The organism is Porphyrobacter sp. AAP60 (assembly GCF_001296025.1).
In the GTDB taxonomy this organism is placed as follows: Bacteria; Pseudomonadota; Alphaproteobacteria; order Sphingomonadales; family Sphingomonadaceae; genus Erythrobacter.
In genome coordinates, this window is sequence record NZ_LJHV01000001.1 from 1 (window position 1) to 22,011 (window position 22,011).

Genomic DNA, 22,011 nt, shown 5'->3' on the forward strand with positions numbered 1-22,011 from the left:
CCAAAGCCACGGCGATGCGCCGCCATGACCAGCTGTCAGCGAGGCTCGCCGGATCAATCGCCATGATCCGGGCGGCAATGCGGTTGGCCTGCAACCGCTCGACCGGGGCCAGATCGGTCTCAGCAAACAGCAGCGCGGCGCTGTCCTCAAGCTGCGCCTCGCGCGCGTTGAGACGGCGAGAGAGCCAGTCGCGATCAAGCCGGTTTGCACGGCGTGTAGCTGTCCAGCCCAGCACAATCGCACCGACGCCAAGCGCCCCCGCCGCCAGTATCACCCCGCCCAGCGTCCAGCCCAGCGCCGCAAACACCAGCACCAATGGGCTTCCCACCAGCACCACATCGCCCATCGCGCGGCGGCGTGCGGGGCGGAGCCAGTCTTCGAAGCGCACTTCGTGGCTCACACCGCGAACCTCCGCCGCCGGGTCGCCAGCAGCCGCTCTGCAAGGAACACCAGTGCGATCAACACGCCCAGCCACGAGGCAAGCTCGCGCGGCGGCAGGGCAAAAGGTGTGACCCCATCCGCCGGAGCGAAGGCAGCGGCATCAACGCGCGCTGGCGCCGGAGCAGGACGCGCGACGAGATCGCGGAGGCCCGCAGCAAAATCGGGCGCAGTCAGATCGGGCATCGCTGCGGGCAGCAAGGGCCGGGTAAAGCGCATCAGCCGCCCTGTGCCAAGCGGCCCGCCCTCTACCAGCGTACGCCCCGCTTCATCGGACCATAAGGCGGCGCTCGCAGCGGGCATGGCGACCTGTGCCATGTTGCCCAGCAAGGCAGTGCCGCCCGCGCTCACCCAATCAGTGACGGTCTGCGGGACGGGGCCGGGCGTCAGCCAGATCAGCACGTGATCGCGCGGCGGGAGCGCAGCCCCGGTGCCTGCATCAAACCGGGGCGTGTCGCCCCAGGCCTGCGCGGCGGCACGGAAATATCGCACTGCACCGCCTTGCCCCTCCGCATGGCGCACCGACAGGATCGGGCTTGCGGCAACGGGGCGCCCATCCGCACCGGTTTCACCTTCAACGATCCGCCATTCGACCTTGCGGGTCAGGCGCAGCCGTTCGGCATCGACGCCGCCCAGAACCGGCGGCACAAGGATCGTGAGAGGCGCGCCCGGCGGCAACTCGGCGTCGAACTGGCGGATCAGGCTGGAAACCTTAGTGGTGATCGCAGGCGGCTGCGTATCAATCTCCGGAAAGCCCGGTGCGATCCAGTGAATATCCGCTTCCGGCCCGGCGATTGTGCGGGCAGCCGAAGGGTCAACGCCCGGTGCGGCGATGACGCGCTGCCCCTTGTCTTCCCAGCCCAGCACCGCAGGCAGCGCCAGCAGCGTGACCAGCAGCAGCCGCAAGGCCAGCAGCAGCAATTCGTCAAACTGCAGGCGCCGCCGTGGCCGGGGCCGCGCTTCGAGCCAGCGCATTGCCGCAAAATCGAGCGGCACCTCCTCGGTCCGCCGCCTGATATGGATCAGCAGCGGCACGATCAGCGCGGCGAGCGCTGCCAGACCAAGCGGGGCCAGCAAAAGGGGCGTCACCGTACCCCTGCCCCGCGCCCGAAGAATGTCTGCAAGGGCAGGTCTATGGCCTCATCGAGGACATAGGTGGTGTGGCGGATGCCGGCCCGGTCAAGCCGCTCGTCAAGCGCTGCGCGCGCGGCGGCAAAGCGGCTGAGGAAGGTTTCGCGCAAGGCGCTCCCGTCGCCCACCAGCGCCGCGCCGCTTTCCTGATCCATGAAGCGGTAGCCGCCATCAAAGGGGAAATCGCGCTCCTCCACAGTCAGCATCTGCACCGCCAGCACCTCGCGCCCCGCCTTCGCCAGCCGCTCGATCAGCGCGATCCCGCCTTCATCGAAGCAATCGCCGAGGAACAGCACGAGATCGCGGGCACCAATCCGTTCCCACAGCGGCGCGAGCGTGCTTGCATCAGGGAAAGTGCCAGCTGCTTCCATGCGGGCAAAGTCGATTTGCAAACGATCGGTCTGGGCCCGCCCGCTGCGCGGTTCTGCCAGCCCCAATGCCCCTTCCTGCAAGGCCACCCACCCGAAGCGATCACCCTGCATCAGCGCAAGTTCGGCAATGCACAGCGCCAGTAGCTTGGCCGCATCAAGCCGCGACCAGTCCGGCCTTGCGCGGTCGGCCTGACCCATCGAAGCGCTGGCATCGATCAGGATCCAGACCGCAACCGGGCTTTCCTCTTCCGCCTCGCGTACGAAGAACTTGTCGGACCGGGCAAACAGCTTCCAGTCGATCCTGCGCGGTTCATCGCCGGGCTCGTAAGCGCGGTATTGCGCAAACTCGATCCCAGCACCCTTGTTGCGGCTGGCATGCATGCCAAAGCCGCGCGCTGCCGGATCGCGCCGCGTCCTGAGCGAAAGCCGCCTCAGCCGAGTGCGAGTTTCCGGTGGTATCATCAGCGGCGCACGTCCCATGGATCAGGCCAGGGATCAGGCCGCAGGCGGCGGCAGATGCGCCAGCAGCGCGGCGACCACATCATCGGCGTTTTTGCCCTCGGCCTCGGCGGCAAAGGACAACAGCAGGCGATGGCGCAGCACCGGCGCGGCCAGCGCGGCAATATCCTCGCGGGTGGCGGCCAGCCGTCCGTGCAGGAGCGCGCGGGCCTTGGCACATAGCACCAGCGCCTGCCCGGCGCGTGGCCCCGCCCCCCAGCGCACATAACTGGCGACCGCCGCGGGCGCAGCAGCATCGCCGGGCCGGGTCGCACGCACCAGCGCAGTGATCCAGCCGAGCAAATCCTCGCTGAGATAAACGTCGCGCACAATCGCTTGCAGCGCCAGCACATCGGCAGCCTGCATCACGCAAGGCACAGCCTCTCCCGCGCGGCCGGTGGTCAGCGCAAGGATATCGCGTTCCTCGGCAGCGGTCGGATAGCCGACGCGCACCAGCAGCAGGAAGCGGTCAAGCTGTGCCTCGGGCAGCGGGTAGGTGCCCGCCTGTTCCAGCGGGTTCTGTGTCGCCAGCACGAAGAACGGCTTGGGCAGTTGATAGGTCTGCCCGCCGTAGCTGACGGTCTTTTCCTGCATCGCTTCCAGCAGCGCGGCCTGCGTTTTGGGCGGGGTGCGGTTCAATTCATCGGCCAGCAGCAGGTTGGTGAACACCGGCCCCTTCTGGAAGCGGAAAGACCGGTGGCCGGTGCCGTGATCTTCTTCGAGCAGTTCGGTGCCGAGAATGTCGCTCGGCATGAGATCGGGTGTGAACTGGACGCGCCGGAAATCCAGCTCCAGCGCTTCGCCCAGTGTGCGCACCAGCAGCGTCTTGCCCAGCCCCGGCACGCCTTCCAGCAGGCAATGCCCGCCCGCCAACAGCCCGATCAGCAATTGTTCGACGACATCGTTCTGCCCGACAATCGCGCAGCCGATGGCGCGCTTCAGATCATCGAGTCTCGCGGTAAGCTGTTCGATCTGCGCGGCGTTGGCCGCTGCTTGCTGTGCCACCTGTTCAAGACCCTTCAATTGCTGAGCGCATACATGATGATATTCACCCCGAAGCGGGTGTTGTCCTCTGCGAGGAAGCGCTTGTTGCGCCAGTCATAATCCCACTCGCAGCCATAATCCTTGTTGCTGTAAAGCACGCCAAGCCGGCCGTTGATGGTGATCCCCTTGAGGTAATCGTGGACCAGATCATCGCCCCAGCCGTTCAGTTCGAACGAGGTTGCGGGCGGGCCCTTGAACTTGAAGAAGCTGGAATAGAGCGGGTGGTCATCGGGCAGTTTCTTGAGCGCATCGGCGCCGAAGATGCGCGCCATCTGCGCTTCGAACGACTTGGCGAACAATCCGTCGATGTCGTGGTTGCAATCATCGACGAACACGAACCCGCCATTGCGCACGTAACGTTCGAAATTGCGGCGCTCCGCATCCGAAAACTCGACTGCCTTGTGACCAGCAAGATAGCAGAACGGGGCGGACAGCATTCGCGGATCGCTCAGCGCGATGACCTGTTCCTTTGGGTCAACCCGCAGGCTGGTGTAATCGATCAGTGATGTCAGTAGGTTGGCCGGCATGCGCTGATCCACATCCCAGTTGCCGGAATTGTATTTGAGGCGGGTGAACCAGAAATCGTACCCGCCAGCGCCCGCGCCGATCGCGCGTTGGGTGGCGGACAGGGGGGCAGCACTTGCGGCCCCTGCAATCGCCCCCGTCAGTAATCGCAGGAAGCGGGCGCGGGTGATGGCATCCTTGCTCATGTCACCCGCGCCCGCATCTCAGACTGCGTCGGAAAGCGAGGTGAAGGTGAAATCCCTGATCTTCATCGGCGGCACCATGATGCTGCCATCCTCCACGCGCACCGAACGGCCCAGCTCTTCGATATTGTTGAGCATGATCACCGGGCTTTCGTTGAAGCGGAAGTTCTTGACCGGATATTTCAGCTGCCCGTTCTCGATATAGAAGGTGCCGTCGCGGGTCAGACCGGTCAGCAGCACGGTCTGCGGATCGACCATGCGGATATACCAGGTGCGGGTGACAAGAATGCCGCGTTCGGTGCCCGCGATCAGTTCGGCGGTGGACTTGGTGCCGCCTTCCATGATGGTGTTGCCCCAGCCTGCGGTTTCAGGCTTGCCCTGTTTGGCCGCCCAATACCGTGAGTACTGGAGGTTGGCGACCTTGCCCCCGTCGATGATCTTCACCCGGTCACGCGGCAGGCCGTCGCCGTCCCACGGCATGGTGGGCACTACCGGGTTGCGCGGATCGGTGTAGATGTTGACGCGCGGATCCATGATCTGCTCGCCAATCTTGTTGCCGCCGCCCTGCTTGCTGAGGAAGCTGCGGCCTTCATCGGCGGACCGGGCATCGAAGAAGTTCATCATGAAGCTGATCAGGCCCGAGGCCGCCGCAGGTTCGAGGATGACGGTGTATTTGCCCGGCTCCAGCGCCTGCGCCTCGGCCGATGCCGCAGCCTTGCGCATCGCGATCTGGATATCGGCAGCCGGATCGAATGCGGCAACATCCTTGACGTTGCTGGCAACCCAGCCCGATCCGCGCCCGTCTTCGGTGCGCACGGTGCAGGTGTAATCGGCAACCGTGGTGCGCTGGTAACCGAAATTGCCGTTGGAATTGGCATGGGCAAAGAAGGTATTTCCGTCTTCAAGAAAGCCTGCCGCAATCAGGCCCCTGTCGCGGCACGGGGCGATCGAGGCTTCGGCGATTTTGGCGCGGGCTTCGGCTGTCAGCGCTGCGGTGGCTTCGCTGAAGGTATCGGTTGCCTGATAGGTCTGCTTGCCGACGGCGGGCATGAATTCGGGATTTTCCGGAGCCAGCCTGGCCAGATCCTCGGCGCGGCGCACCACCCGTTCAAGCGAGGCATCGTCGAACTGGTTGATGGTGGCCGTGCCGACGCGCTTGCCGAAAGCGACCTGCACGCCCAGTTCGATATCATCGACGATGCCCGAAGTGGAAATGTCGTTGCGGGCAAAACGGATGTTGCCCTGAATGCCGCCGCCAATCTGCGCGCTGGTTTCATCGGCGGTCGAAAATGCGATGACCTTGTCAAGAATGGCTTTGGCCTGCGCTTCTGTAAGAATGCTCATATCTGCTTCTCCTGCGCTTGGCTCAACCCAGCGACCGGGCGGTGTTGATGACGTTGATACCGTCGAAACGGGTGGTCGAAGATCCGTGGCTGACCGCCGAGATCTGGCTCGGCTGGCCCTTGCCATCGAAGAACGAACCGAACATCCGGTAATCGCTTTCGTCGCAGATCGCCGAACACGCGCCCCAGAATTCGGGCGTGCGCATCTGGTAGGCGACATCCTCGATCATCGGGCCCAGCTTGCCGTTCTTGATTTCGTAGAACACCGTTCCGCCGAACTGCGCATTGTAACGCTGCTGGTCGATCGAGAACGATCCGCGGCCGGAGATGTAAATCCCGTTGTCCACTCCGGCGATCATATCGGCGGTGCTCAGCTTGGTCTTGCCGGGGGCGAGGCTGACATTGGCCATGCGCTGGAACTGGACGCTCGACCAGCTATCGGCATAGCAGCAGCCGTCGGAAGCATCCTTGCCGACGATATGCGCCTGATCGCGGATGGTCTGGTAATCCACCAGCGTCCCGTCCTTCACCAGATCCCAGCGCTTGGTCTTGACCCCTTCATCATCATAACCGACCGCGCCGAGCGAGCCTTCCTGCGTCTTGTCGGCGAACAGGTTCACGATCTCGCTGCCATATTTGAAGGCGGCGTCACGCTTGTCGAGGGTGGCGAAGCTGGTGCCGGCGTAATTGGCTTCGTAACCGAGCACGCGGTCCAGTTCGAGCGGGTGGCCGACCGATTCGTGGATCGTCAGGCCAAGGTGGTTGGGATCGAGCACCAGATCATATTTGCCCGGCTTGACCGAAGGCGCCTTGAGCTTCGCCTGCGCATCCTGCGCAGCGGCGATGGCATCTTCCTTCATGTCATAGGATTTGCCGTAAGTGGTCAGCCCGTTGGACAGCACGAACTTGTCCTCCTGCCGGCCGTCCATGTATTCCCAGCCAAGGCCCATGGGCGCGGACAGGCCTTCGCGTGACCGGAACTTGCCGGTCGACTGGTCAACGGCGGTCACGGTCAGCGGCGCCCAGATGCGGTGGACGTCCTGATCGATGTAAGACCCGTCGGTCGATGCGAAATATTTCTGTTCGTTGACGAGGAACAGCAGCGAATTGACGAAGCTGGCCCCCGCCCCCAGCGCTGCATCATTGACCGACATCAGCAGATCGACCTTGTCCGCGATTGGCACTTCCATCGCGTTTTTGCTGATCGGCGTGCGCCAGCTGACCTCACCCACACCGGGCGTCGGTGCAAGCTGCACCGGCGCGGTCTGGGTGCGGGCATTGGCCTTGGCAATCGCGGTCGCCTGCCGCGCAGCTTCGGCGACGGCGTCTTCGGTCAGGGCATTGGTCGCGGCAAAGCCCCACGAACCGTCAGCGATAACGCGCACGCCGGTGCCACTGCTTTCGGTATTGACGATATTTTCGACATTGCGTTCGCGGGTGATCACGAACTGGCGCAGATACCGCCCCACGCGCACGTCGCAATACGTCGCACCGGCAGCGGTCGCCGCGGCCAGCGCCGCGTCAGCCAGCCGCTTCTTGACCGCGATCTCGATCCCGTCCTGCAACTGGCTGGCGGCAATGGCCTTGCCGAAAATGGAAGGCGAAAGCGCGGCCCCTGTAAAGAAGGTGCTCAGCGCCAGGAAATCCCTTCGGTCCATGATAAACTTCCCCAACGGCCGGTCACTTCCCACGGGAAATCCGAGGGTCATCCGGCGATAGCTTTGTTACGGGGGACATAGCTGCCCAAAGTCTGCGCATTGGTCAAATCACCGAGCAAGGAGTTTTCGCTCCATGCGTTTAATGGCATCGCCCCGTTAGCCCTTGGCTAGCAAGGGCCGCCGGCAAAGGGGAAGGCAGACGACGAAGCGCAGGGCATTATCGACGAACGGGGCACATGGCCGCTGCTTGCGCCGCCAGCCGGTTCGGGTGCGCGCACCGGCGGCGCGTGCCCTTGGCCAGATCAGCGGCTTTCAGCCGTCTCTCCGCCCAACGCACGATAAAGCGTCACCCGATTGCTGACCTCGACCAGCCGGGTCGCCAGAAGCGTGCGCTGCGACTGATAGGTCGCCCGTTGCGCATCGAGGCTGAGAATGTAGGAATCCACCCCGCCGCGATAGCGCAAGTCGGCAAGGCGGAAGGTGTCTTCAGCCGCATCGACAAAAGCGCGGTTGGCGCGCAACTGCTCTGTGATTGTGCCGCGCCGTGCCAGCGCATCGGCCACATCGCGGAACGCGGCCTGGATTGCGCCTTCATAGCCTGCCACTGCGGCATCGCGCTGCGCCTCGGTCTGGGCCACGCCAGCCTGCGCCGCACCTTCTGCAAACAGCGAATAACGCACATTCGCGCCGGCCGAATAATTGAATGCCGCGCCGGTAAACAGGGTGGAAAGCGCGTTGCTGGCAAGGCCCGTCAGCCCTGTCAGCGAAATGCGCGGAAACAGTGCCGCGCGCGCTGCGCCGATTTCCGCGTTGGCCGCGCGCAGTTCGTATTCCGCCTGCAATACATCGGGGCGGCGCAGCAGGATGGTCGAATCCAGACCGGCTGGCAGCGTGTTCACGGCAGTGTCTGTCTCGTCGATGGACTGCGGCAACAAAGCCTCGTCCACAGGCGCACCGACCAGCAATTGCAGGGCGTTGATGTCTTGCGCCAGCGCCGTTTTCTGCTGGGCAATGTCGGCTTCGGCAGTCGCCAGTATCTGCTCGGCCTGACGCAGTTCAGTGCGCGGGGCGATGCCCCCGTCCAGCCGCAGCCGCGTCAGTTTCACCTGTTCCCGCGCATTGGCCGCAGTATCTTCGGCCAATGTCAGCAGCGACCTGTCCGCCGCGTAGGTGAGCCATGCATCCGCGACATCGCCGATCAGCGTCAGCCGCGTCGCACGGGCCGCAGCCTCGGTTCCGAAATAACGGTTGAGCGCAGCATCAGACAGCGATTGCAAGCGTCCGAACAGGTCGATTTCAAACGCCGCCGTGCCGATATCGGCAGTGTAGCGAGTGCCCGCGGTCGACCGGCTGGCGGCAGGATCATTGCCGATGTCGATGTCCTGATTGCGGTTGAGGTTGGCGGTGCCGTTGTCAAACCGCGTCCCGCCCACCCCTGCGCTGATCTGGGGCAAACGGGCCGCATTCTGGATCCGGTACTGCGCGCGCGCCGCCATGATATTTGCTGCCGCAACCCGCAGGTCGCGATTATTGGCGAGAGCCTGTTCGATCACCGCGGCCAGCCGTTGATCGGCAAACACTTCGCGGTAACTCATCACCGGCAGCGCCGCCTCGCTTTGGGCGAGATAGGCATCGCCTACCGGCCAGGATGCGGGGACAGGCAAGGCCGGCTGCACATATTTGGGGGCCATCGAACAGCCCGAAAGCAATGCGGCGGCGATCAGGATGGCCGCTCTCATGCGATGCTCCCTTCAGGGGTGCCCTCGGGCGGTTTGCCCTCCCCGATATGCAGCTTCTTCAGCGTATCGCGCGTGGTGCGGCGCACCAGCACGAAGAACAGCGGGATGAAGAAAATTGCCAGCACCGTGGCGGTCAGCATCCCGCCGATCACCGATGTGCCGATGGCGATCCGGCTGTTGGCCCCGGCCCCGCTCGACACTGCCAAGGGCAGCACGCCGAAAATAAAGGCGAGGCTGGTCATCAGGATGGGCCGCAGTCGCAATCGCGCCGCAGCAAGGGCTGCATCGATCACGCGCGCGCCCTCGCGCTCGGCCCGTTCGGCAAACTCGATCACCAGAATGGCGTTCTTGGCTGCGAGACCCATGGTCGTGAGCAGCCCGATCTGGAGATAGACGTCATTTTCCAGCCCGCGCAGCGTAACGGCAAAGATCGCACCGACCAGCCCCAGCGGGATAATCAGCATCACCGCCACAGGCACGCTCCAGCTTTCATACAGCGCCGCAAGACACAGGAATACGACCAGCAAAGACAGGCCATAGAGCAGCGGCGCTTGCCCGGATGACAGCCGCTCCTGAAACGACAGCCCCGACCAGGCGACGCTGACGCCTTCGATCTGCTGCGCCAGTTCCTCAATCCGGTCCATTGCCGCACCGGAACTTTGGCCGGGAACCGCCTGCCCTTCGAACTGAAAGCTGGGATAGCCTTGAAACCGCGAGAGGGTGGTGGGAGTGGTCGACCAGCGCGTCTGCGCAAAGGCCGAAAACGGCGCCATCTGTCCGCCCGATCCGCGCACGAACCAGTTGCCCAGATCATCGGGCGTCGCACGATAGGGCGCGTCACCCTGCACAAACACCCGCTTCACCCGGCCACGATCAATGAAGTCATTCACATATTGCCCGCCCCAGGCAGCAGACAGCGTGGTGCTCACATCCGACTGGTTGAGCCCGAGCGCGGCGAGCCGTTGCTGATCAATATCGACCTGCAAGGTGGCAACATCGGGAAGCTCCCCCAGACGCACGCCAGCCAGCAGTGGGTCTGCTTCCGCCAATTCCAGCAGCTTGTCGCGCGCGGCGACGAATTCATCACGCGGCAGGCCGCTGGTGTTCTGCAATTGCAGGCTGAAACCGTTGGTCTGCCCGAGACCGCGAATGGCCGCCGGCACGAGCACATTGACCTGTGCATCGCGAACCTGCGAGAACGCCTTTCCGGCACGGTCTACGATAGCATCTGCAGAATTTTCGGCCCCGCTGCGTTCAGACCAGTCGACAAAGTTGGCGAAGGCCTGGCCGGTGTTCTGGCCCGCCGCGCCCTGCCCGCCGCCAGCGACCGTAAACATCACCGCAATGTTATCGGCTTCCTGTTCGAGCATGTATTTCTCGACAGCCAGCTGCACTTCGCGGGTGCGTCCCTGAGTTGCACCGGCAGGCAGGCGGAACTGCACCCGCGCCGCGCCCTGATCTTCGGTCGGCAGAAAACTGGTCGGCAAACGCACAAACATGGCCGCCAGCAGAACCAGAATGATCGCGTAGATGGCTAGAAACAGCCACTTGCGATCCACCACCTTCACGATGGCACCGATGTAACGGTCTGTTCCGCGTTTAAAGCTCTGGTTGAACCAGAGTTGCGCCCGGTCCAGCCGGTTCGTCATTGCCGGGAAGCGACGGTCGAGCCAGCCCTGGGGGTGATCGTCACCCTTGTGTTTCTGGCGCAGCAGTGAAGTTGTCAGCGCCGGGCTCAGGATCAGCGCCACCAGCGTTGACAGAACCATCGCCGAAATCATCGTGATCGAAAACTGCCGGTAGATAACCCCTGTCGACCCGCCGAAAAACGCCATCGGCAAAAACACCGCCGACAAGACAATGGCGATGGCCACCAGTGCCACCTGGATTTCGCCCATCGACTGGATGGTCGCTTCCTTGGGCGTCATGTCCGGATTTTCTTCCAGCAGCCGATCGACATTCTCGACCACGACAATCGCATCATCGACCAGAATGCCGATTGCCAGCACCAGCCCGAACAGGGTCAGCGTGTTGATCGAGAAACCGGAAATGTAGAATATCACAAAGGTGCCCAGCAAGGTCACCGGCACGGCAATCGTCGGGATCAGCGTGGCACGCCAGCTTTGCAGGAATACGAACATCACGATCACAACAAGGATGATCGCTTCGAATAATGTGCCGACAACCTCGTCGATCGAAAGGCGGATGAAGGCTGTTGTGTCATTGGCAAAGGCGGCCTTGTAGCCCGGCGGAAAACCGGGTTCGGCCCGCCTCACCGCCTCTTTCACAAGATCCGATGTTGCCAGCGCATCCGCGCCCGGCGCCGATGATACCGCCAGACCTGCGCCGGGGTGCCCGTTGATCCGGCTGGATGCGGAATAATTCTCTGCGCCCAGTTCCACACGGGCAACATCGGCCAGCCGGACAATCGCACCGCTTTGTTCGGATTTGAGGATGATCGATTCGAACTCCTCGACAGTGCGCATCCGTGATTGCGAGGTCACCGTGGCGTTGAGCTGGTTGGTTTCGGGCTGCGGCAGACCGCCAACCTCGCCTGCGGCCACTTCGGTGTTCTGGTTGCGGATCGCGGTGATAACATCGCCCGGCATCAGCCCGACCGATGCCAGCCGGTCGGGGTCCAGCCAGATCCGCATGGCGTATTGCGATCCGAACACGTTGGTTTCGCCCACGCCTTCGATCCGCGCCAGCGTATCCTGCAAATTGGTGACCAGATAATCGGAAACGTCGATATTGGTGCTGCGGTCGGTTTCATCATAGACACCGACGATCATCAGGAAATCGGGGTTCGATTTGGTGACACGCAGGCCTTGCTGCTGCACCTGCTGCGGCAGGCGGGGCAGCGCCTGCTGCACCTGGTTCTGCACCTGCACCTGGGCGATATCGGGGTCTGTCCCCTTTTCGAAGGTCGCGCTGATCGTCACCTGCCCGCGCGAGCTGGAGCTGGAATTGAAATAAAGCAGCCCGTCGATGCCGGTCAGTTGCTGCTCGATGATCTGGGTGACGCTGTTTTCCAGCGTTTCTGCCGAAGCACCGGGAAAAGTCGCACGGATATTGACCTGCGGCGGGGCGACATCGGGATATTGTTCTACCGGCAGCAGATAGATCGCGCCCAGCCCTGCCAGCATGGTGATGATTGCCAGCACCCAGGCAAAAATCGGCCGCTCGATAAAAATGCGCGACATGCCTGTGCCTTAGCCCTTCTGGCCGGGCTTGGGGGCGGCAATCACCTGCGGCTTGCTGGCGGGCACGGGCTTGATGGCCGCGCCCGGTCTGATCTTGGAGAGACCTTGCACGATCACCTTGTCGCCAGGCTTCAGCCCGCTGGTCACGACCCAGTCGGATCCGACTGCGCGATCGGCAGCAACCTTGCGCTCGGCTGCCTTGTTGCCGGCATCGACCACAAAGACACTCGCCTCGCCGCGGGCATTGCGGGTCACGGCTGCCTGCGGCACCAGGATCGCATTGGGGTTGATTGCCTGATCGAACCGCGCCCGCACGAACATGCCGGGCAGCAACAGCCCTTCGGGGTTTGCAAAGCGCGCACGCAGCGTCACCGTGCCGGTTCCCTCGTTGACCATCGCTTCGGAGAATTGCACCACCCCGCGCGGGCCATATTCGCTGCCGTCTTCAAGCGACAGGCTGACAGGCGCGCTGGCAGGAACCGTTCCTCCGCCTTGCGCAAGCGAACGGCGCAGCGCCAAAAGATCGGCGCTGGATTGCTGGATATCGACAAACACCGGATCAACGCCCTGGATCACCGCCAGCGGCTCGGCCTGATTGCCGGTGACCAGCGCGCCGACCGTGGACAGCGAACGCCCGATGCGCCCGGTGATCGGGGCAGGCACGCGGGTGAACTGCAAATTGACATCGGCCGTTTGCACCTGCGCACGCGCCTGCTGAACCGCAGCGGCGGCCTGACGCGAAGCGGCCTCGGCATCGGTGTATTCCTGCATCGACACTGCCTGCGCCTCTGCCAGCGGCTTCAACCGCTCGGCGCGAATGCGGGTAGCTTCGGCATTGGCAATCGCGCTGTTGAGGTTGGCCTTCGCCTCTTGCGTGGTCGCCACGAACAGGCGGGGATCGATTTCGTAAAGCGTCTGCCCGGCGCGCACCATAGCGCCTTCGGTGAAGAACCGTTTGCGGATCAATCCGCTGACCTGCGGGCGCACTTCGGACATCTCGAACGCCGCAATGCGTCCGGCAAGTTCCACTGCCACAGGGACAGAACTGGCCTGCACCACGACAAAGCCGACCTCAGGATCGGGTCGCTGTGATTGCCTGTCGTTGGCCTCGCCCCCGCAGGCGGCAAGCGCCAAGGCCGCCATCCCTGCGAGAACGACACGTGTGATCAGAACCGGATTCTGTGCATCAGGGGGAAGAATGGTACGCTCTCGGAAAAAGGGGAAGCAGTCAGCCTCTTAGGCTTCTTAGAAACGGTGTAAACGCGTGATCGGGCGCGACTCTTGAAAACGGGCTGACCGGTTTATCGCTCGCTCCGCCCCGGCCTTCCGATCGCAAGCCGCGAGGCAGCCGAATTTTCATAACGCTGCGGTCGGCATTGCAATCGAGCGATTGGCATTCCGCACTTTCACTCACTAAAGCTGCGCCATGCTGCGCATCACCGAACTGACATTGCCGCTCCACCACCCGGACGAGGCCCTGCCCGCTGCCATCTGCAAGCGGCTGCGGATCACCCCGCGCGATCTGGTGCGCTTTGTCGTGGCGCGCCGCGGCCACGATGCGCGCGACAAAACGAACATCCAACTGGTCTATTCGGTCGATGTGAATGTTAAGAACGAGGCGGCGGTGCTCCAGCGCTTTCGCAAGGATCGCAAGGTTCTGCCCACCCCCGACCCGCGCTACCATCTGGTGGCCAAGGCGCCCGAAGGCGGCACGGTCAAGCGGCCCGTTGTCATCGGCGCGGGGCCATGCGGGCTGTTTGCCGGGCTTATCCTTGCCCAGATGGGGTTCCGCCCGATCATCCTTGATCGCGGCAAGGTGGTGCGCGAGCGGACCAAGGACACCTGGGGCCTGTGGCGGCAGGGGGTGCTCAACCCGGAATCCAACGCCCAGTTCGGCGAGGGCGGCGCGGGCACGTTCTCCGATGGAAAGCTCTACAGCCGGATCAAGGACCCGTGCAATCGCGACCGCAAGGTGCTGACCGAATTCGTGAAAGCCGGCGCGCCTGCCGAAATCCTGACCGAAGCGCACCCGCATATCGGCACCTTCCGGCTGGTGACTATGGTTGAAAGCATCCGCAACACAATCGAGGAACTCGGCGGCGAATACCGCTTTTCCCACCGCGTCGATGACATCGACATTGCAACCGATGCGCAAGGCGGCCGCCGTGTTCGCGGGGTTCACCTGAGCACCGGTGAATATCTGGAGGCCGATCATATCGTACTCGCCATTGGCCACAGTGCGCGCGATACTTTTGCGATGCTTCACACTGCCGGGGTTCATGTCGAGGCAAAGCCGTTTTCGATCGGGGTCAGGATCGAACACCCGCAATCGTGGATCGACAAATCGCGGTTCGGCATCGACGCTGGCAACAAGATCCTTGGCGCGGCGGAATATCACATCTCGCACCACTGCAAGAATGACCGCACGGTCTATAGTTTCTGCATGTGCCCGGGCGGCACCGTGGTCGCCGCCACGTCCGAGGAAGGCCGCGTCGCCACCAATGGCATGAGCCAGTATTCGCGCAACGAACGCAACGCCAATTCCGGCCTGGTCGTCGCGATTGATCCGGTGCGCGACTTCCCCGGCGATCCGCTCGCCGGGATTGCGCTGCAACGCCATTGGGAATCGCTGGCCTATGTCGCGGGTGGATCAAGCTACAAAGCGCCGGCGCAACGACTGGGCGATTTTCTTGCCGGGCGGCCTTCAGAGGCGCTTGGTTCGGTCACACCGTCCTACAGGCCGGGCGTGCATATGACCGATCTGGCGCAATGCCTGCCAGACTATGCCGTAACCGCAATGCGCGAGGCGCTGCCCGTTTTTGGTCGGCAGATACCGGGCTATGATCATCCCGATGTCATCATGACCGGTGTCGAGACGCGCACATCATCACCGGTCCGCTTCACCCGCGGCGATGATTTGCAAAGCCTGAACACGAGCGGGCTGTTCCCTGCGGGTGAAGGCGCGGGCTATGCCGGGGGAATCCTGTCGGCAGCGGTGGACGGGATCAAGATTGCCGAAGCCGTGGCATTGAGCCTTGGCGCTGACCCAGCCCGTGCCGCCGCTGTTGGGCACGCCACCTGAATCGGACAGAAGAGCCGTGGGTTATAAGGTCCGGGCATCACCCCGCCCTAATCTTGCTCACCTAAACCGCCAGCACGGTGCCTTTGCTATGACATAGCCCTGTGGGCCGATCATTGCGGCATCGCATCTGGCGGTATGATCGCGCCCGGGTGCATCACCACTTCGCCCGCCAGCCGGTGCCCGGCGAGCACCGCGCCCTCAGGCTCGGCCCCGGCAAGGAGCGCGGTCAGGAAACCGGCGTTGAAGGAATCGCCTGCTCCCGTCGTGTCGCGCGGGGCCCTGCGACTAGGACAGGGGAGCAATCCCGAGTCTTCGCCCTTGTGGGAAAACAACGCGCCCTTATCCCCCATCTTCACTACCACCAGACGCGCACCGGCATCGTGCCATCGGTCAAGGCTGTCATGTGGATCGGCGTCACCGTAAAGCGCGGCCTCGTCCTCGAAGGTCGGCAGGACTATGGAGCAATGCGGCGCTACCGCGCCGAAGGCTGCGCGCGCAGCGGCGGGATCGGGCCAGCCTCGGGGGCGATAATTGCCGTCGAACACGACCTCGCCGCCATTTTCCCGCACCGTTTTGGCAAGGTCAGCCACCTGCGCCTGCCCGTCAGCATCGAATAGCGAAAGCGTGATGCCCGAAAGGTAGAGCATCCGCGCCTGCGCCGCCTCGGCCAGCGCGGCGCCAGCACCTGACAGGGCAAAGAAGTCCCGCGCCGCGGATTGGTCGCGCCAATAGGTGAAGCTGCGCTCGCCCCGGTCGTCGGTGCGGATCGCGTAAAGACCTGCAACGCGCGTCGGGTGCGTCAGCATGAACCTGCAATCCACGCCTTCCCGGTTCAGGAAAGCGCGCATTTCCTCGCTATAGGGATCGCTGCCAACAGCGCTTAGAAAGCCCGCCTGCGCCCCGCCGCGCGCGCAGTAGATCGCCACATTCGCGCAGTCACCCGCAAACCCCATGCGCCATGCGTCGGAAGCCGGGTTCCGGCTCAATTCGATCATGCATTCGCCAAAGCAGACGATAGCGGGCGGGATCATTGTGTCGCTCACGCCTTCACCAGTTCCACAAGGTGCCGTCCTCCAGCCGCGCGACGGGCAGCTGCATCGGCGTGTAGGGATACTTGGCGGCAAGTTCCTCGTCGATCGTCACCCCGTGGCCGGCTGTCTCGCCCACGATCATGTGACCATCTTCAAACCGGTAATCATGCGGGAACACCGCGTCGGTCTCAGGCGTGTGGCGCATATATTCCTGAATGCCGAAGTTGGGCACCCAGCTATCGAAATGGAGCGCGGTGCCCATCGTGACGGGCGAGAGGTCGGTCGCACCGTGGCAGCCGGTGCGCACCTGATACAGGCTGGCAAGATCGGCGATGCGGCGCAGATGCGTCACGCCGCCCGCGCCCACGATGGTGGTACGGATATAATCGATCAGCTGGTGCTGGATCAGATCCTTGCAGTCCCAGATAGTGTTGAACACCTCCCCCACGGCCAGCGGCGTGGTGGTGTGCTGGCGCACCAGTTTGAAAGCCTCCTGGTTCTCTGCCGGAGTGCAATCCTCCAGCCAGAACAGCTGAAAAGGCTCAAGCAGCTTGCCGAGATGCGCCGCTTCCTGCGGAGTGTAGCGGTGGTGGCCATCGTGCAGCAGGTGGTGATCGAAGCCGTAGGTGTCGCGCAGACGCTCGAACAGCCTTGGTATCGTGTTGAGCGCCTTGCGCGTATCCCAGCCGGTTACCGAAGGAAGCGCCGCATCGGCCGGTTCGTAGAACATCGTCCCCCGGCCCACGCCATAGGTCTTCTCAACCCCTGGGATGCCGGTCTGCGCGCGGATCGCCTTGTAGCCCATCGCGATATACTGGCCGACAGCATCCACCGTCTCGTCGATGTCTGCGCCGTTGGCGTGGCCATAGACCATGATCCGGTCGCGGCTCTTGCCGCCGAGCAGATCGTAAAGCGGCATTCCCGCCGCCTTGGCCTTGATGTCCCACAGCGCCACATCGACCGCCGCAATGGCGCGAATCGTCACAGGCCCGCGCCGCCAATAGGCACCGCGGTAGAGAAACTGCCAGATATCCTCGATCCGCCGCGCGTCCATGCCGATCAGCGCCGGGCAGACATGTTCCTGAAGATACGCGACAACCGCCATCTCTCGCCCGTTGAGCGTCGCATCGCCGATCCCGGTCAGGCCGCCTTCGACCTCGATCTTCAACGTGACGAAATTGCGGCCGGGACATGTCACGATCACACGCGCCGATTTGATCTTCATCGTTCTGCTTCCTGTTTACGCCCGGTCCAACCGGGAAAGTTCGATCTCTCGGGGCACGTTTGTGGTCGGATGCCGGGCGAGGATATGGGCGTGCCGCATCGCCTCAGTCCCTTGCATCGACGAAAGCCTGCACCGCCGCTGCGGCGCCTTCCTGCCGGATGAAGACGTAGCTGCGGGTTAGTTGTGCAACGAAATCTGCATCAGCCGGAAATGCGCTGCCAAAGATGGCATTGTTCGCCAGCAGAGCCCGCACCTCGGCGGCAGGATCGCCCGCGGCATTTGCCAGCGCGCAAGCGGTTTCGGCGGCGAGCGGGTCATCGACGCTGTGGCGGGCGCCCGCGTCATTCACCCCAGCCTGCCAGCGCATCCACCCTGCCAACGCCAGCGTTAACGCGGGTGGCACCGCGCGACCGGCGCGCCGAATTTCGAGGATCGTCTGAAGCCAGCGCTGCGGCAGCTTCTGGCTCCCATCCATCGCAATCTGGTTGGTCCGGTGCATCAACGCGCCATTGGCGAAGCGTGTGCGCAATTGCGCCCGGTAGGCGGCGGGATCGAAGCCATCCACCGGAGCGAGTGTCGCCCCGGCCTCGTCCCACAGCGCCTCGATCAACGCCGCAAAGCCGGGCGCGGCCATCGCCTGATGAACATGGGCATATCCCGCCAGCCCCCCGAGGTAAGCGATGGCAGAGTGTGCACCGTTTAGCAGCCGCAGCTTGGCTTTTTCCCATCCGGCGACATCGCGGGTGAACTGCGCGCCGACTTCATCGAGCGGTGGACGGCGATTGCAGAACCAGTCTTCGACCACCCACTGGGAAAAAGGCTCGGTCTTGACCAGCGCCTCGTCCCGCCAGCCAGTCGCGCTTTCGAAATTGTCGAGGTCATCAGGTGTCGTCGCGGGCACGATGCGGTCGACCATCGAGGAAGGGAAGGCGACTTCGCGCGCGATCCATGCCGCCAATGCAGGATCGACTGCTTCGGCCAGGGCAAGCACGGCGGCGCGGGTGCGCTGGCCGTTTTCCGGCAGGTTGTCGCAACTTAGCACGGTGAAGGGGGCGACCCCTGCCATACGGCGCGCTGCAAGGCCTGCCACCAGAAAGCCAGGCGCGGTCTGCGGCGAGGCGAGGTTGGCAATGTCGGCGGCGACCGCGGGATCATCGGCCCGCAGCGCGCCGGTGGCGGGATCGAGGCAATAGCCCTTCTCGGTCACGGTCAGCGTTACCAGCGCCACCGCCGGATCGGCCAGCGCCCGCACCAGCGCCTGCGGATCGTCCGGGGCGACCAGCACATCGCGCACCGATCCCGCCACCTGCGGGCGTTCCTCGGCCCCGTCACGCACCAGCACAGTGAACAGCCCGTCTTGCGGGTTCATTGCTTGCGCCACCGCAGGCGAGCGCAGGCTTGCGCCCCGGATCATCCAGCCGCAATGCCCCGCCGCAAGCAGCGCATCGAAGAACACCGCCTGATGCGCACGGTGGAAGGCCCCGATGCCCAGATGAACAACCCCGCAAGGCTGGTCGCGATCATAGGCAGGCCTCGCCCAGTCGGCGGGCAGATCGGCAAGCGCAGCGCTCGAGAGGCGGGTCGCATGGTTCATGTGTCGAGGCGATAGGCCGCCTTGGCGAGGTTATAGGCGAGGTCCTGTGCGACCTGGTGTGCATCGTCCTCCCGCATCCGGTGCTCGGCCACCAATCGCGCCAGAAACCCGCAATCCATCCGCCGCGCGACATCATGCCGCGCCGGGATCGACAGGAAAGCGCGGGTGTCGTCGTTGAAGCCGACGGTATTGTAGAAGCCCGCCGTCTCGGTGGTGTTCTCGCGGAACCTGCGCATCCCTTCGGGGCTGTCATGGAACCACCACGCCGGGCCAAGCTTCAGCGCCGGATAATGCCCGGCGAGCGGGGCCAGCTCGCGCGCATAGGTGCTTTCGTCGAGCGTGAACACGATCACGCTGAGGCGCCGGTCATTGCCGTAACGCGATAGCAGCGGACGCAGAGCGGCGACGTAATCGATGCGGGTCGGGATGTCCGCGCCTTTGTCACGCCCGAAGCGGGCGAAAACTTGCGCGTTGTGGTTGCGCGAGGATCCGGGGTGGATCTGCATCACCAGCCCGTCCTCAAGGCTCATCCGCGCCATTTCGGTCAGCATATGCCCCCGGAACGTCTCGGCCTCCTGCGGGGAGCACTGTCCTGCCAGCACGCGGGCGAACAGCGCCTCAGCCTCGGCGCGGGGCAGGTCGGCGGTGGTGGCGGTGGGGTGGCCGTGATCGGTCGAGGTCGCACCGTGGGCCTTGAAAAAGGCGCGGCGGTCGATCAGCGCGTCGAGGTATCCCTGATACGTCCCCGCATCGCAGCCGGTGTTGGCGCCCAGCTTCGCGACATTGGCGGCAAAACCCTCATATTCGGGATCGAGCACATTGTCTGGCCGGAAGGTCGTGATAACTTTCCGGCCCCAGCCATCGGCCCGCAATTTCGCATGATGCACAAGCGGGTCGAGCGGGTCTTCGGTGGTGGCGATGACCTCGATATTGAAGCGGTCGAACAGCGCGCGCGGGCGGAAATCGTCCTGCTGCAAACTGGCGTCGATCACGTCGTAATAGTGATCGGCTGTTGCTGTGCTGAGCGTTTCTTCAAGCCCGAACACCTCGGAATAGACCCAGTCGTGCCACATCCGGGACGGCGTGCCGTGGAACAGGTGGTAGTTTGCCGCGAACAGCCGCCACACCTTGCGCGGATCGGTTTCGGTTGGCGGGCCTTCCGCTCCGGGCTGCATTGGCACCCCCAGCGTCTCAAGCCGGATGCCTTGGCTGTAGAGCATCCGGAAAACATAGTGATCGGGAGTGATCAGCAACGCCGCCGGATTGGGGAAAGGCGCGTTATCTGCAAACCACGAAGGATCGGTGTGGCCGTGCGGGCTGATGATCGGCAGGCCGCGCACCCCTGTATAAAGCCGCCGTGCAACCGCGCGGGTCGCAGGATCTGCCGGAAACAGCCGGTCCTCGTGCAGTTCGAGCCTAGCCACTTCGATCAATCTCCCGGCTTGATTCCGCAAAGCTCACCACAGATTTCGGCACGGATGTGTCCTGAATGTCCGGCAGTTCGGTCATGCCAATTCCTATCGCATGCGCGCAGGAGCCATTTTGGGCACCAGTATCTGGATGATCACGAAGGCAATGATGTAGCCCAGCCCCGCATAGATCACGATCGGCACATAGGAACCGGTGAGTTCCAGCGTCCAGCCCGTCGCCTGTGCGATCAGGATCCCGCCGACGGCGCCCGCCGCGCCGCCCATTCCGGCGATCGTGGCCACCGCCCGGCGCGGATACATGTCGGCAATCATCGTAAAGATGTTCGAACTGAAGGCCTGATGCGCAGCCGTCCCCAAACCGATCAGCAGAACTGCCATCCAAGGTTCGGGAACGCTGGCGACCGTTACCATCGGCAGGGCGCAAAGCGCGGCAATGAACAGCGTCGTCTTGCGCGCGCGGTTCACCGACCAGCCGCGACCCACCAGGTGCGAGGAAAACCATCCCCCCGCTATCGAGCCGATATCGGCGAGCAGATAGACCCCGATCAGCGCAGGGCCGATGGTGGCAAGGATCCCGCTCTCACCCTTCGGAAACAGCTCCATCCCTTGTGTCTTCGCAAGAAAATCGGGCAGCCAGAACAGGAACAGATACCAGACGGGATCGGTGAAGAACTTGCCGCAGATGAAAAACCACGCCTGGCGCTGGCGGAGTGCGTCTTTCCAGCCGAGCGGCTCGCCCGCCGCATCTTCTCCGTCCTGGTTGATCCAGACGCGCTCCCCGTCGGTCAGCTGCGTGTGATCGGCCGGCTGGCGGAAAAAGCGGAGCCACGCCCATAGCACCACGAAGCCGAGCAGACCGGTCACCAGAAACGCAGCCCGCCAGCCGTACAGACCGGCAATCCCGATGGCGATGATCGGGGTCAGCAGCACCCCGACATTGGCCCCGGCATTGAGAAAGCCGACACCAAGCGCCCGCTCGCGTTTCGGAAACCATTCGGCGATGGATTTGACCGCGCCGGGATAGGCTGCACTTTCGGCAATGCCGAGCGCGACGCGGGCAAGGATGAAGCCCAGCACGCTGCTCGCCGCAGCGTGGAAGCTTGCTGCCAAGCTCCAAAGCGCGATGGCGATGGCCATGCCCTTGCGGGTGCCGATCCGGTCGAGCCAGCGCCCGACCACCAGCAGTCCGATACCGTAGCTGGCCTGAAACGCGGTGACGACATTGCCGTAGTCAACCTCGCTCCAGCCGAGATCATCTTCGATTACCGGTTTGAGCACCCCGATGATCTGGCGGTCGATGTAATTGATGGTGATGACAAAGAAGAGCAGCGCGCAGATGCCCCAGCGGTACCTGCCGACTGGCTTCTCCAATGGCGATGGCGCGTTTGCCCCAACGTGTGACGATGTGATCACGCGCGGTGCCCTCGGCCTTTACAAATATGGTTCACCCCAACCCCCCTTGATTTTGTTAGCGCTATCTTTTCCTTGCGGACGACCCCGCAAATGCGAGCATCGAC

At 63.6% G+C, this 22,011-nt stretch carries 15 protein-coding genes and 1 pseudogene; 1 reads left to right on the plus strand and 15 read right to left on the minus strand.

The window, feature by feature from the left end; translation table 11 throughout:
* The 10 genes and pseudogenes from IP79_RS00005 to IP79_RS00050 form a co-directional block, all read right to left on the minus strand.
* Positions 1-400, minus strand: a pseudogene (locus IP79_RS00005) (DUF4175 domain-containing protein); the annotation flags it as partial.
* Positions 397-1,527: a BatA domain-containing protein gene (locus IP79_RS00010; protein WP_054117220.1), complete on the minus strand. Its 1,131-nt coding sequence runs from the start codon at positions 1,525-1,527 to the stop codon at positions 397-399. The pseudogene IP79_RS00005 and the gene IP79_RS00010, both read right to left, overlap by 4 nt.
* Complete coding sequence (locus IP79_RS00015) at positions 1,524-2,420, minus strand: DUF58 domain-containing protein (protein ID WP_054117221.1); 897 nt, start codon at positions 2,418-2,420, stop codon at positions 1,524-1,526. The genes IP79_RS00010 and IP79_RS00015 overlap by 4 nt, the downstream gene beginning before the upstream one ends.
* Positions 2,421-2,435: 15 nt before the next feature.
* Positions 2,436-3,443, minus strand: coding sequence for an AAA family ATPase (locus IP79_RS00020; protein ID WP_054117298.1), 1,008 nt, complete (start codon positions 3,441-3,443; stop codon positions 2,436-2,438).
* Positions 3,444-3,457: 14 nt separating this feature from the next.
* Positions 3,458-4,192 (minus strand): DUF4159 domain-containing protein, encoded by a 735-nt coding sequence (locus IP79_RS00025; protein WP_054117222.1) that lies wholly within the window; start codon positions 4,190-4,192, stop codon positions 3,458-3,460.
* A gap of 18 nt (positions 4,193-4,210) precedes the next feature.
* Positions 4,211-5,533, minus strand: a complete 1,323-nt coding sequence (locus IP79_RS00030; protein WP_054117223.1) for a TldD/PmbA family protein — start codon at positions 5,531-5,533, stop codon at positions 4,211-4,213.
* 22 nt (positions 5,534-5,555) lie between these two features.
* A complete protein-coding gene (locus IP79_RS00035; RefSeq protein WP_054117224.1) occupies positions 5,556-7,190 on the minus strand; it encodes a TldD/PmbA family protein in 1,635 nt (544 codons plus the stop codon).
* A 302-nt stretch (positions 7,191-7,492) separates the two neighbouring features.
* Positions 7,493-8,929: an efflux transporter outer membrane subunit gene (locus IP79_RS00040; protein WP_054117225.1), complete on the minus strand. Its 1,437-nt coding sequence runs from the start codon at positions 8,927-8,929 to the stop codon at positions 7,493-7,495.
* The gene (locus tag IP79_RS00045; RefSeq protein ID WP_054117226.1) at positions 8,926-12,132 is read right to left on the minus strand and encodes a multidrug efflux RND transporter permease subunit; all 3,207 of its coding nucleotides are present in this window, start codon (positions 12,130-12,132) and stop codon (positions 8,926-8,928) included. The genes IP79_RS00040 and IP79_RS00045 overlap by 4 nt, the downstream gene beginning before the upstream one ends.
* Before the next feature lie 9 nt (positions 12,133-12,141).
* On the minus strand, positions 12,142-13,275 hold the full coding sequence (locus tag IP79_RS00050; RefSeq protein WP_054117227.1) for an efflux RND transporter periplasmic adaptor subunit: 1,134 nt from the start codon (positions 13,273-13,275) through the stop codon (positions 12,142-12,144).
* Between the two features lie 283 nt (positions 13,276-13,558).
* Here IP79_RS00050 and IP79_RS00055 point away from each other — a divergent pair, with 283 nt between their 5' ends.
* A complete protein-coding gene (locus IP79_RS00055) occupies positions 13,559-15,214 on the plus strand; it encodes an NAD(P)/FAD-dependent oxidoreductase (protein WP_054117228.1) in 1,656 nt (551 codons plus the stop codon).
* A gap of 110 nt (positions 15,215-15,324) precedes the next feature.
* Here the strand turns inward: IP79_RS00055 and IP79_RS00060 are convergent, their stop codons facing one another.
* From IP79_RS00060 to IP79_RS00080, 5 genes are all read right to left on the minus strand, one after another.
* Entirely contained in the window at positions 15,325-16,257 is a 933-nt protein-coding gene (locus IP79_RS00060) for a sugar kinase (RefSeq protein ID WP_156317975.1), read from the minus strand.
* 4 nt (positions 16,258-16,261) lie between these two features.
* Positions 16,262-17,470, minus strand: a complete 1,209-nt coding sequence (manD, locus tag IP79_RS00065) for a D-mannonate dehydratase ManD (protein WP_054117230.1) — start codon at positions 17,468-17,470, stop codon at positions 16,262-16,264.
* 103 nt (positions 17,471-17,573) lie between these two features.
* Entirely contained in the window at positions 17,574-19,064 is a 1,491-nt protein-coding gene (locus IP79_RS00070) for a mannitol dehydrogenase family protein (protein ID WP_054117231.1), read from the minus strand.
* Complete coding sequence (gene uxaC, locus IP79_RS00075; protein WP_054117299.1) at positions 19,061-20,488, minus strand: glucuronate isomerase; 1,428 nt, start codon at positions 20,486-20,488, stop codon at positions 19,061-19,063. The genes IP79_RS00070 and uxaC overlap by 4 nt, the downstream gene beginning before the upstream one ends.
* A 93-nt stretch (positions 20,489-20,581) precedes the next feature.
* On the minus strand, positions 20,582-21,865 hold the full coding sequence (locus IP79_RS00080) for an MFS transporter (RefSeq protein ID WP_054117232.1): 1,284 nt from the start codon (positions 21,863-21,865) through the stop codon (positions 20,582-20,584).
* Between the last annotated feature and the right edge of the window lie 146 nt (positions 21,866-22,011).